At 61.8% G+C, this 12106-nt stretch carries 12 protein-coding genes; 9 read left to right on the forward strand and 3 right to left on the reverse strand.

Going from position 1 to position 12106, the window contains the following annotated elements; all coding sequences use genetic code 11:
• Positions 1 to 195 precede the first annotated feature (195 nt).
• Entirely contained in the window at positions 196 to 1446 is a 1251-nt protein-coding gene (locus tag ABM562_RS26980) for an MFS transporter (protein WP_460423913.1), read from the forward strand.
• Positions 1447 to 1470: 24 nt separating this feature from the next.
• Here the strand turns inward: ABM562_RS26980 and ABM562_RS26985 are convergent, their stop codons facing one another.
• Together ABM562_RS26985 and ABM562_RS26990 are read right to left on the reverse strand one after the other, a co-directional pair.
• On the reverse strand, positions 1471 to 3012 hold the full coding sequence (locus ABM562_RS26985) for an AmpG family muropeptide MFS transporter (RefSeq protein ID WP_134061434.1): 1542 nt from the start codon (positions 3010 to 3012) through the stop codon (positions 1471 to 1473).
• 43 nt (positions 3013 to 3055) lie between these two features.
• The gene (locus tag ABM562_RS26990; RefSeq protein ID WP_115085450.1) at positions 3056 to 3409 is read right to left on the reverse strand and encodes an MGMT family protein; all 354 of its coding nucleotides are present in this window, start codon (positions 3407 to 3409) and stop codon (positions 3056 to 3058) included.
• Positions 3410 to 3561: 152 nt separating this feature from the next.
• On the opposite strand from ABM562_RS26990, the gene ABM562_RS26995 reads away from it, so the two are divergent.
• The 5 genes from ABM562_RS26995 (at position 3562) to groL (ending at position 8227) form a co-directional block, all read left to right on the forward strand.
• Positions 3562 to 4569, forward strand: a complete 1008-nt coding sequence (locus ABM562_RS26995) for a DUF481 domain-containing protein (protein ID WP_460423914.1) — start codon at positions 3562 to 3564, stop codon at positions 4567 to 4569.
• 107 nt (positions 4570 to 4676) lie between these two features.
• The gene (locus tag ABM562_RS27000) at positions 4677 to 5408 is read left to right on the forward strand and encodes a HugZ family pyridoxamine 5'-phosphate oxidase (protein WP_115085451.1); all 732 of its coding nucleotides are present in this window, start codon (positions 4677 to 4679) and stop codon (positions 5406 to 5408) included.
• Between the two features lie 64 nt (positions 5409 to 5472).
• Entirely contained in the window at positions 5473 to 5976 is a 504-nt protein-coding gene (locus tag ABM562_RS27005) for an FxsA family protein (RefSeq protein ID WP_460423915.1), read from the forward strand.
• Positions 5977 to 6233: 257 nt separating this feature from the next.
• A complete protein-coding gene (locus ABM562_RS27010) occupies positions 6234 to 6527 on the forward strand; it encodes a co-chaperone GroES (protein ID WP_003260750.1) in 294 nt (97 codons plus the stop codon).
• Positions 6528 to 6574: 47 nt separating this feature from the next.
• The gene (groL, locus tag ABM562_RS27015; RefSeq protein ID WP_460423916.1) at positions 6575 to 8227 is read left to right on the forward strand and encodes a chaperonin GroEL; all 1653 of its coding nucleotides are present in this window, start codon (positions 6575 to 6577) and stop codon (positions 8225 to 8227) included.
• Between the two features lie 162 nt (positions 8228 to 8389).
• Here the strand turns inward: groL and ABM562_RS27020 are convergent, their stop codons facing one another.
• Positions 8390 to 9124, reverse strand: coding sequence for a phosphatase PAP2 family protein (locus ABM562_RS27020; protein ID WP_115085454.1), 735 nt, complete (start codon positions 9122 to 9124; stop codon positions 8390 to 8392).
• A gap of 189 nt (positions 9125 to 9313) precedes the next feature.
• Between ABM562_RS27020 and colR the strand changes: the two genes are divergently transcribed.
• The 3 genes from colR to ABM562_RS27035 all read left to right on the forward strand — a co-directional run bounded on the left by colR (position 9314) and on the right by ABM562_RS27035 (position 12102).
• The gene (gene colR, locus ABM562_RS27025) at positions 9314 to 9997 is read left to right on the forward strand and encodes a two-component system response regulator ColR (protein ID WP_100782556.1); all 684 of its coding nucleotides are present in this window, start codon (positions 9314 to 9316) and stop codon (positions 9995 to 9997) included.
• Complete coding sequence (locus ABM562_RS27030) at positions 9987 to 11285, forward strand: sensor histidine kinase (protein ID WP_115085455.1); 1299 nt, start codon at positions 9987 to 9989, stop codon at positions 11283 to 11285. The genes colR and ABM562_RS27030 overlap by 11 nt, the downstream gene beginning before the upstream one ends.
• 136 nt (positions 11286 to 11421) lie before the next feature.
• Entirely contained in the window at positions 11422 to 12102 is a 681-nt protein-coding gene (locus ABM562_RS27035) for a class I SAM-dependent methyltransferase (protein WP_115085456.1), read from the forward strand.
• The last annotated feature ends 4 nt before the right edge of the window (positions 12103 to 12106 follow it).

The raw sequence follows: 12106 nt of genomic DNA on the forward strand, positions 1-12106 counted from the left end.
GTGTGGTACGGGAGGTGGGGTGGAAGGAACGACCGAAAAACTCGGGGGGCAAGCCCGCTCCTACACAATCCTGTAGGAGCGGGCTTGCCCCGCGATGCTTTCAGCAGCCATTACACTTGTTCACGTCTTCGCGCTATCTGCGCCCAGTGCTTTCTGGCATATAGGCTCGCTTACTTCTGTTTGCCCGGTCTTATCATGCTTACCCCCCTGATCAACATTACGCCGCTACGGGCGTTTTGTTTCGCCATGACCCTGGCGCTGTTCGAACTGCTTACCTACCTCGCCAGCGACGTGGTGATGCCGGCCATGCCGGTGGTGGTCGGTGAGCTCAACGCCAGCCCCGAATTCATCCCCCATGCCCTGAACCTCTACCTGCTCGGTGGCGTGCTGCTGCAATGGCTGATCGGCCCGCTGGCCGACCGTTACGGCCGTCGTCCGTTGCTGCTGGGCGGCTGCGCGTTCTTCTGTCTGGCCTGTATCGCCACCTTCTGGGTGCAGAGCATCGAGCTGTTCAACCTGCTGCGCCTGTTGCAGGGGATTGGCCTGGGCTTTGTGGTGACGGTCAGCTACCCGGCACTCAACGAGGCGTTCAGCGAAGCCGATGCAGTGCGGATGATGGCCTTGCTGGCCAATATCGCCCTGCTGTCGCCGCTGCTTGGCCCGCTGGTCGGTACCCTGCTGCTGGAGTGGGTGTCCTGGCGCTGGCTGTTCGTGCTGTTCGGTGCGGCAGCGGTGCTGGCCTGGTTTGCCCTGTACCGGTTCATGCCGGAGACCCTCGGCGTCGAACGCCGGGATGGCTCGCGCCTGGCGTTCCAGCCGATCCACTTGCTGCCGTTGCTGGCCGGCTACGGGCAACTGTTGGCCAACCGCCGCTTTGTCGCCGGCAGTGCCGCGCTGGGCCTGGTCGGCCTGCCGCTGATCGGCTGGATCGGCCTGTCGCCGGTGCTGTTGATCCACGACGAGGGCCTGAGCACCCTGGATTACGCCCTGTGGCAATTGCCGGTGTTCGGCGGCCTGATCCTCGGCAACCTGGTGATCAACCGGATTGCCGATCGCCATGCGCTCACCACCCTGGTGCGATTGGCGTTGTGGCCGTTTCTGATCGGTTTGCTGGGCATGATGCTCGGCACCTGGCTGTTCCCTTCGGTACCGAGCCTGGTGATCGGCATGTCGGTGTATGCGCTGGGCCTGGGTATTGCCAACGCCGTGCTGTACCGCATGACGCTGTTTTCCAGCGAGCAGAGCAAGGGTCTGGTATCGGCGATGCTGGGGATGATCACCATTGCCCTGCTGGGCCTTGGCGGGGCGTTGCTGGCGATGTTCGGGGCTGGCGCCAGCCTTGTGCACTTCGCCCTGGCGGCGGGGGCGGCGGGAATTCTGGCGCTATGGCCGCTGAGGGTCGTTCTGAGCGCTTCCACCAACTTGTCAGAGGCTATCCCGGAGTAGCTCCGGTAATAGCCTCAGCGCGGTTCAGGGGCGTTCTCCAACCTGGTTCTCGAGCGGTTCCTGCTTGCCCCGCTCCTGGCGCCATTGCAGGGCGATCAGGATCAGGGTCGGCACGCCGAGCAGGGCGGTGATCAGGAAGAAGTCGTGGTAGCCGAATTTCTCGACCATGACCCCCGAGTAACCGCCGATCAGCCGCGGCAACAGCAGCATGATCGAACTGAGCAGGGCGTACTGCGTCGCCGAGAACTTCAGGTTGGTCAAACTCGACAGGTAGGCGACGAACGCCGAGGTGGCCAGGCCCGAGCTGAAGTTGTCCAGCGAAATGGTCACCACCAGCATCTGCAGGTTGGCGCCCATGTCGGCGAGCATCAGGAACAGAATGTTGGTCGCCGCCGACGCCACGCCGCCGATGAACAGGATCGGCAGGATACCGAAGCGCACGATCAGCAGGCCGCCAAAACCGGCACCCACCAGGGTCATGATCAGGCCGAAGATCTTGCTGACGCTGGCGATCTGGTCCTTGGTGAAGCCCTGGTCGATGTAGAACACGTTGGCCATCACGCCCATCACCGTGTCGGACATCCGGTAGGTGGCGATCAGCCCGAGCAGCAGCAGGGCCTGCCAGCGGTAGCGGGTGATGAAGTCGTTGACCGGGGTCAGCACCGGTGCCAGGCCACGGCGGCCCATGGACGACAGGCACAGGACGGTCAGGGTGATGTACAGGATCGCCCGCAGGAAGGCGCGGTCTTCGAGCAGCAGGTCGAGCAGGCTCACGCCTTCGAACAGCACGCTGGCGAAATCGGTGTTGTACAGCTGGGTGAACGTTGCCGGTACCGATACCAGCAGGATGATCAGCACGAACACCGACACCAACTGGTGGCTCAGGCCGTAGCGCGCCGCCGACAGCTGGGTGCGCAGTGGCACCGGAGGCTCGCGCATCAACAGGGTGGTGATCACTGCCGGCAGCATCATCACACCGAACAGCACGTAGGTGCCGGTCCAGGCCTTGTGCAGGTAGCTGAAGCCGGTGGAGCCGAAGCCCTCGGCGAAGAACAGCGCACCGGCGGTGGCCAGCAGCGCGGCAACCCGGTAGCCGGCCATGTAGCTGGCGGCAAGCGCAGCCTGGCGCTGGTCGTCGGCGATTTCCAGGCGATAGGCGTCGACGGCGATGTCCTGGGTGGCCGAGGCAAAGGCCACCAGCACCGCCAGGGCAATCAGCCACGACAGGTGTTTTTGCGGGTCGCAGAAGCCCATGCCGACCAGCCCGATGACCACCAGCACCTGAGACAGCACCAGCCAGGAGCGACGGCGCCCGAGTTTGCCGAGCAAGGGCAGGCGCCATTGGTCGAGCAGCGGCGACCACACCCATTTGAAGGCATAGGCCAAGCCGATCAGGCTGGCATAACCGATGGTTTCACGGGCCACGCCGGCCTCGCGCAGCCATACCGACAGGGTCGAAAACACCAGCATGTAAGGCAAGCCGGCGGCAAAGCCGAGCAACAACAGTACCAGTGTCGACGGGCTGGCATAGGCAGCGAGCGCAGCGCGCCAGGTTTTACGGGGCATGGGCCAACATCTGCCTCAAGTTTACGAAAACAAAGCGCGCACTCTAACCGCTGTGCTCCATCGGGCGCCAGCCATGGCGCAACATATCCACACGATTATTGTGCAGGGTGATGCCTTCTGCCCGTAGCCGGGCACGCTGCTCGTCGCCCGATGGGGTGCCCAGCGCCAGGCTCAGGCGACCGCCGGCGCCCAGCACCCGGTGCCAGGGCAACTGGGTGTCACTGGGCAGCTGGCTCAGGGTACGCCCGACCCAGCGCGCTGCACGGCCAAGGCCGGCCAGGTGGGCGAGCTCGCCGTAGCTGATCACCTTGCCGGCGGGTACCTGGCCAAGCACCAGATAGAGTGCCATTCGTCGGGCTTCGGCGCTTTCGGTCGGATCGCCAGGAATCCCGCTCATCGCGCAATTGACCCAGGCCACGCGGGATGTGCCGGGTAGAGCGGGCAAATAAGAATTGAACTCATCGACATGGTGCAGGTCAGTCCTTGCTCTGATGGCGGGTATCTGGATAATGCCCGACTTTTTTCGCGAACCCGAGTCCGTTGCTGCTTATGTCTCCTAGAGCCCTGTTGTGCGTTGCCCTGGCCGCTGCCTGTACCCCAGCCCTTGCCGATACCGTGTGGATGAAAAACGGTGACAAGCTGAGCGGCAAGATCAAGGTCTTTGATGGCGGTAAACTGCTGCTCGAAACGCCCTATGGCGGCTCCATTGCACTGGACTGGAAGCAGGTCAAGACTCTGGAAAGCGACCAGGAACTGCTGGTCAAGCAGGACGCCTACACCGGCGAGAAGGCCAAGTCGCTGCACGCTGCGGACAACGGTAAGGTCACTCTGGCCAACGGCGAGACACCCAAGACGGTCGAGCTGGCCAGCATCCAGCAGATCATGAAGCCAAAGCCGGTGGTCGAGGACCTGACCTGGAAGGGTAACGTCGACCTGGCCCTGGACTACAAACGCGCCGAAACCAACAGCGACGACTACGACATCGACTTCAAGACCACCGCCCGTCACGGCCGCTGGCGCCACCAGGCCGAGGGCGAATACAACCGCGAGAGCAAGGACGACGTCACCACCACCAACAACTGGAGCGCCGAATACGCGCTGGACCGCTTCATTACCGAGAAGTGGTTCTGGCAGGGCCGTCTGGAATACAAGCGTGACCATATCGAAGACCTGGCCCGCCAGCGCACCGTGGGTACCGGCCCGGGTTACCAGTTCTGGGACAACGAGCTGGGCGCGTTCTCCCTCGGCTCGCTGATCAACCGTACCGACTATGAATACGCTGATGGCGGCAAGGACAACTTCTACTCGCTGGCCATGAAGTGGGACTACAACCGCTACCTGATCGGCAAGCGCGTCGAGTTCTTCACCAACGGCGAGGTCGGCAAGCCGCTCGGCGGCGTCGCCGAGTACGCCCTGGATGCCGAAGTCGGCCTGCGCTACAAGGTCACCGAATGGGCCTCGCTCAACCTCAAGGCCGAGAAGGACATCATCAGCGGCACCCGCGACAGCGACCTGGACAAGACCCGCTACACCGCAGGTTTTGGCGTCGCCTGGTAAGCACGCTGGCAACCCCGGGCGATAATGATTATTTTGTCGGTTAACCAGGCTGGTCGGGCACTTTCACCGCCAGCCACGACGACGATTATCGAGCGGGGAGACATACAGTGAGCGCGAAAGCCGCAACACAGGCACGGGAGCTGCTGCTCAAGGAATACCGCGGGGTGCTGTCGACCCATTCCAAGTCGATGCCGGGGTTTCCCTTCGGTTCGGTGGTGCCCTACTGCCTGGATGCCGACGGCAACCCGCTGATCCTGATCAGCCGCATTGCCCAGCACACCCACAACCTGCAAAAAGACCCCAAGTGCTCGTTGCTGGTAGGCGAGCGTGATGCCCAAGACGTCCAGGCAGTGGGCCGCCTGACCGTGCTGGCCGAGGCGCACAAGCTGGTTGAGCCCGAAGCGGTCGAAGCCGCAGCAGAGCGCTACTATCGCTATTTTCCAGAGTCGGCCAACTACCATCAAGCCCACGATTTTGACTTCTGGGTGCTCAAGCCGGTGCGCCATCGCTACATCGGCGGCTTCGGCGCGATCCACTGGGTCGATCACCTGAGCCTGGCCAACCCCTTTGCCGGCAAGGCCGAACAGAGCATGATTGAGCACATGAACAGCGATCATGCCAATGCCATCGAACACTACGTCCAGCTTAGCGGCCTGCCCCAGGGCGTGGCGGCGCAGATGGTCGGCATCGACAGCGAGGGCATGCACCTGCGCATTGGTCAGGGCTTGCACTGGTTGCCGTTCGCTGCGCCCTGCAATACGCCGATACAAGTGCGCGAGGCCCTGGTTTTTCTGGCCCGCGCCGATCAATGGCCGCAACGTGCAACCGCCGAGGCTTGAAATGGCGATGGATCGCATCCATTAAAGGTCTACTGCAAGGACATCTTGCGCAGAGGAACCGTTGATGCGTGCTTTTCTATTGCTGTTTCTGATTTTTCCGGTGCTGGAGCTGTATGTGTTTTTCAAGGTCAGCACCGCGATCGGCTTCTTTCCGGCGCTGCTGCTGATCATCGCCGGCTCTGCCCTGGGCGTGCTGGTGGTGCGGGTGGCGGGTCTGGCCACCGCCCTGCGTGCCCGCGAGAGCCTGCAGCGTGGCGAATTGCCTGCCGAAGACATGTTCCACGGGCTGATGCTGGCGCTGGGTGGCGGCCTGCTGCTGTTGCCAGGTTTCATCAGTGACGTGATCGGCCTGGTCTGCCTGCTGCCGTTCACCCGCCGCCTGCTCGGGCGCAAGATGCGCGAGCGCGCCGAGGCCCAGGCCATGCGCCAGCGCGCCTTTGGCGATGACCCGTTCATGGCGCGCCCAGATCAGTCCAGCCGTGGCCATCAGCCAACGGTGATCGAAGGCGAAGTGGTCGGCCGTGAAGATCCTGCTCAGCCCAACCTGCGCAATCCTCGGGATCTGTAAAGGTTGCTTGTGCTGTGCCAGCGGCCCCTTTTGGGGCCGTTTTGCTGTACAGGGGGCTGATCGCTAAAAATTTTCATCAGCAAGCCTTGTAATTGCTCTTGGCGACCTCATGTATGGGTCACCGCAAGGTTTCTGGTGATTTGCACCAGACATTACATGTGTGGTCCGCCCCGCGGGCTACGAGCGGCCAAGCCGCAAGCATCAACCCGCCGGTGTCGATACCGGCCGATGAAAACCACAATTAGGAGAGATCGACAATGAAGCTTCGTCCTCTGCATGACCGCGTCGTTATCCGTCGCAGCGAAGAAGAATCGAAAACCGCTGGCGGTATCGTTCTGCCAGGTTCGGCCGCTGAAAAACCTAACCGTGGCGAAGTCGTCGCTGTAGGTACCGGTCGCATCCTGGACAACGGTGAAGTGCGTGCGCTGGCCGTGAAAGTGGGTGACAAGGTGGTTTTCGGCCCTTACTCGGGCAGCAACACTGTGAAAGTTGACGGCGAAGACCTGCTGGTGATGGCTGAGAACGAAATTCTCGCTGTCATCGAAGGCTGATTCCGCTGGTTTCCCGTTACTCCAAAGTATTCAAGGATTAAACGATCATGGCTGCTAAAGACGTAAAATTCGGCGACTCCGCCCGTAAGAAAATGCTCGTTGGTGTCAACGTTCTGGCTGACGCTGTAAAAGCCACCCTGGGCCCGAAAGGCCGTAACGTTGTTCTGGCCAAGAGCTTCGGCGCTCCGACCATCACCAAAGACGGTGTTTCGGTTGCCAAAGAAATCGAGCTGAAAGACGCTTTCGAAAACATGGGCGCCCAGCTGCTCAAAGACGTTGCCTCCAAGGCCAACGACGAAGCCGGTGACGGCACCACCACCGCAACCGTTCTGGCTCAGGCCATCGTCAGCGAAGGCCTGAAAGCCGTTGCTGCCGGCATGAACCCGATGGACCTGAAGCGTGGTATCGACAAGGCCACCATCGCCATCGTCAAAGAGCTGAAGACCCTGTCCAAGCCATGCGCCGACTCCAAGGCCATCGCCCAGGTCGGTACCATCTCGGCCAACTCCGACAACTCCATCGGTGACATCATCGCCGAAGCCATGGAAAAAGTCGGTAAAGAAGGCGTGATCACCGTCGAAGAAGGCTCGGGCCTGGAAAACGAACTGTCGGTCGTGGAAGGCATGCAGTTCGACCGTGGCTACCTGTCCCCTTACTTCGTCAACAAGCCAGACACCATGGTCGCCGAGCTGGATGGCCCGCTGCTGCTGCTGGTTGACAAGAAGATCTCCAACATCCGCGAACTGCTGCCAGTTCTGGAAGCCGTTGCCAAGGCCGGCCGTCCACTGCTGATCGTGGCTGAAGACGTCGAAGGCGAAGCGCTGGCTACCCTGGTAGTCAACAACATGCGCGGCATCGTCAAGGTTGCAGCGGTCAAGGCACCTGGCTTCGGCGACCGCCGCAAGGCCATGCTGCAGGACATCGCTGTCCTGACCGGCGGTACCGTGATCTCCGAAGAAATCGGCCTGAGCCTGGAATCGGCTACCCTGGAGCACCTGGGTAACGCCAAGCGCGTGACCCTGTCCAAGGAAAACACCATCATCGTCGACGGTGCTGGCGTAGAAGGCGACATCCAGGCGCGTATCGCCCAGATCCGCACTCAGGTCAACGAGACTTCCTCGGACTACGACCGTGAAAAACTGCAAGAGCGTCTGGCCAAACTGGCTGGCGGTGTTGCCGTGATCAAGGTCGGTGCTGGCACCGAAGTCGAAATGAAAGAGAAGAAAGCCCGCGTTGAAGACGCCCTGCACGCTACCCGTGCAGCCGTCGAAGAAGGCGTGGTGCCTGGCGGTGGTGTTGCACTGGTTCGCGCTCTGCAAGCCATCGAAGGCCTGAAAGGCGACAACGAAGAGCAGAACGTTGGTATCCAGCTGCTGCGTCGCGCTGTTGAAGCGCCGCTGCGCCAGATCGTTGCCAACGCCGGCGACGAGCCAAGCGTAGTGGTCGACAAGGTCAAGCAAGGTTCCGGCAACTTTGGTTACAACGCTGCTACCGGCGAGTACGGCGACATGATCGAAATGGGTATCCTGGACCCTGCCAAGGTAACCCGTTCGGCCCTGCAAGCTGCAGCTTCGATCGGCGGTCTGATGATCACCACCGAAGCCATGGTTGCTGACGCTCCAGTTGAAGCTGGTGCTGGCAGCGGCATGCCAGACATGGGCGGCATGGGTGGTATGGGCGGCATGGGCGGCATGATGTAAGCCAGCCTTACCCGTTCGATAAAAAGCCCCGCCTAGTGCGGGGCTTTTTTTTGCCTGAATTCTGGGGTTGCTGTGCAACCCATCGCCGGCAAGACCGGCTCCCACGGGGGGCTGTATGTGGGAGCTGGCTTGCCAGCGATGCAGTCACCACACATTCCAGCCTTACGAGGTCGGCACGGTAACCGCAGCCTTGTGCTTCAGTTCAACCGGCCGGCGATACAACACCCAGTAGTAACAGCCCAGGCTGATCAACCAGCAAAACACCGCGGTCCACACGTTGTGCGAAAAGAAGTGCGCGCCCTGCAGCATGCGCCCTACCGAAAACAGCGTGCCCAGGCCAAAGGCGAACAACAGTGCCGCCTTTGCCAGGCGCGGGCGCCGGTCACGCAGGACAAAGAACAGCGCAAACAGGGTAAAGCCAGTCGCCGCGTGGCCACCCGGCCAGCAGCGCCCGGGCTTGTCCGTCGCCGGGCGCGGGCTGAGCAGCTCGCTATAGGTCTCCTTGCCGCCAAACTCGGTCAGGCTCCACGGGCACTGCACCGCCGTCACTGCCTTGACCGGTGTGACAAAGCTGGTCGACAACCCCATGGCCAGCACCAGGCAGCCCAGTTCCCGACGCCAGCTGAACAGCCGCGACCAGAAGAAACTCATCGCAAAGGCGACGATCGCCAGCAGACCCAGGACGATCACCGCCTGTTTGGCCCGGTCATGCAGGATATCTTCGAGGAAGTAGCTGTGCCGGCCAATGAACTGCCCGGCCAGCGGGTCGAACGCCAGCTTGGCCAGGTCCATGTCCAGTGAGGTCAGCTCCAGCAGGATCAATATCACCGCGGTGACGGCGGGGATGCCCAGGGCAATCCAGAAATTCAGCGGACGGGAGTAGGCAGGTAGCGACATGGCAAGTCCAGGTGAATGGAGGGGACAATCCGACCGGCAATTCTCGGGCAGCCGCCATCACCTGTCCGTGAAGGCTCGGTGAAAAAAACGTTAACCTGCAATAAAGTCGCGCCGACCTAGCCGGGCGTCGCCGATGGCCTTAAGCTGCGCCTGCCAAGCAGGCAAAAGCGCCAGACGGGAGATACCCCAATGCGAATTCTACTGGTTGAAGACAACCGCGATATCCTTGCCAACCTGGCCGACTACCTTGGCCTGAAGGGCTATACGGTGGACTGTGCCCAGGATGGTCTGTCCGGCCTGCACCTGGCGGCGACCGAACACTATGACCTGATCGTGCTCGACATCATGCTGCCAGGCATCGACGGCTACACCCTGTGCAAGCGCCTGCGCGAAGATGCCCGTCGTGACACCCCGGTCATCATGCTCACCGCCCGTGACCAGCTGGATGATCGCCTGCAGGGCTTTCGCTCCGGCGCCGACGATTACTTGCTCAAGCCTTTTGCCCTGTCAGAACTGGCCGCGCGCATCGAAGCGGTGCTGCGCAGGGCCCAAGGCGGCGGCCGGCGTACCTTGCAGGTCAGCGACCTGGTGTATGACCTCGACACCCTGGAAGTCAGCCGCGAAGGGAAGCTGCTCAAGCTCAACCCGGTCGGCCTGAAGCTGCTGGCGGTGCTGATGCAGAAGAGCCCCCACGTGCTGCGCCGCGAAGTGCTCGAAGAGGCCCTGTGGGGTGATGATTGCCCGGACAGCGACAGCCTGCGCAGCCACGTTCACCAACTGCGCCAGGTGATCGACAAGCCGTTCGAAAAGCCCCTGCTGCATACCGTTCACGGCGTGGGCTATCGTCTGGCCGAGGGCCGTGATGGAGTTTAGACAGAGCCTTGCCCAGCGGATCATCATTGCCTTTGCCCTGATGAGCGCGCTGGTGGCCGGGGCTTTCGCTTTCGGCATTGTCGCTACCGTCCACCTGGTTGAAGAACGGCTGATTTCCGCAGTGCTGGGCGGCGACCTCCAGCGTTTGCTGCGCATGGACAGCGTCGGCGACTGGAGCCACCGGCCGCGACCGGATCAACTGTTCTATTTCAGCGGCGGGCGCGATGACTTCGAGCTGCCCAAGGATCTGCGCCACCTCGACCGTGGCTTTCACGAAGTGTTTCGTGAGGATCTGTCCTACCACGCGATGGTTGAGATCGTCGATGGCCGGCACTATGTACTGCTGCAGGACCAGAGCGACTTCGAAGAACGCGAGCGCGTGCTGTTCGCGGTGGTGGTGGTCGGCTTCATCCTCAGCCTGGCACTGGCGGTGTTCCTCGGCTGGGTCCTGGCCCGGCGGGTGATGGCACCGGTGATCCGCCTGGCGCGCCAGGTACGTCACCGTGACCAGTTGCTCGGCCTGGCACCACCGTTGGCACCTGATTACGCTGCGGACGAAGTCGGCCAGTTGGCGGTGGCGTTCGACGACACCCTGGGGCGTCTGCGTGATGCCCTGACCCGTGAGCGGCTGTTTACCAGCGATGTCAGCCATGAGCTACGCACCCCGTTGATGGTGCTGGCCAGCTCCTGCGAGCTGCTGCTGGTCAATCCCAACATTGACACCCGTGCGCGTTCTCAGGTCGAGCGCATCGCCCGCGCCACCGAAGAAATGCAGGAACTGGTGAAGACCTTCCTGATGCTCGCCCGCGCCCAGCGCGACGAAGGGGCCGTGGCGTCGCAGGCGAGCATGAAGGAAGTGGCGGACGACCTGATTGGCGTCTGGCGCGACACCATCGAGCAAAAGGGCCTGACCTTGCTGTACGACGTCAGGGCTGCAAGCGCGACCCTGTATAACGCCACGTTCCTCCAGGCAGTGATGGGCAACCTGTTGCGCAACGCCGCGCACTATACCGATCAGGGTTTTATCCGCCTGACCCTGGAGCCGGCCGGGTTCCTGGTCGAAGACAGTGGCGTCGGGATTCCTGAAGAGCAGCGCGAAGCCATGTTCCGGCCGTTCGTGCGCGGTGATGAGAGGCGTGGTGAAGGGCTGGGCCTGGGGCTGTCATTGGTGCAGCGGATCTGCGACGACCAGGGCTGGACGGTGAGCCTGACCGCCATGGTGCCCCACGGCTGCCGCTTTCATGTGGACCTGAGCCTGGCCCCGGATCGGACGGTCGAGGCGCAATAGGGCCATTGGCCAGCTGTGAAAGTTTGTAATTAATTGAAACCTTTGCCGCGCTAACTCACAAATTTTTCACACCCGCATGACCTGACGCCAACGCTTGCCTGCCTAAGGTGGGCGTATTGGAGTCAGGAGATGCACCATGCGTAGCCCCATCAAGCTCGAGTTTTCGGAAAAGTACGACCAGCAGCACGCCAAGGAATACTTCCACAAGCACCAGGACGGTCTGGCGCGCAGGATGTCCCACCAGCGTGACGAGCAAATGGCCCGTCGCGCCCTGGCGCTGGCTGGCGAACCCGGGCTGGTCCTCGACCTGCCGTGCGGCGCCGGGCGTTTCTGGCCCCTGCTGGCGGAAAAACCCAACCGGGTGATCATCGGCGCCGACAACTCCGAAGCCATGCTCGAAACGGCACGTGCCTCGCAACCGGCCGAAGTGGTGGAACGGGTACGCACTTTGCAGACATCTGCGTTCGCCATCGATTTACCGGATAACTCGGTCGACAGCATTTTTTGCATGCGCCTGATGCATCACATCGGCGAGGCCGCCCACCGCAAGACATTACTTTCGGAATTTCAACGAGTTACCCGCGACAGCGTGATCGTGTCGCTGTGGGTCGATGGCAATTTCAAAGCCTGGCGGCGCAAGAAGCTCGAACAGCGGCGTTACACCGAAAAGGGGCAGGGCAGTTACCAGAATCGCTTTGTGTTACCAGCTGCTACGGTTGAGGAAGAGTTCGAAGCCGCAGGATTCCGTATTCAGGAACGATTGGACTTCTTGCCGTTCTATGCCATGTGGCGAGTCTATCTATTGCGTAAGGGGTAAGCGG

Source organism: Pseudomonas sp. ZL2, assembly GCF_054788455.1.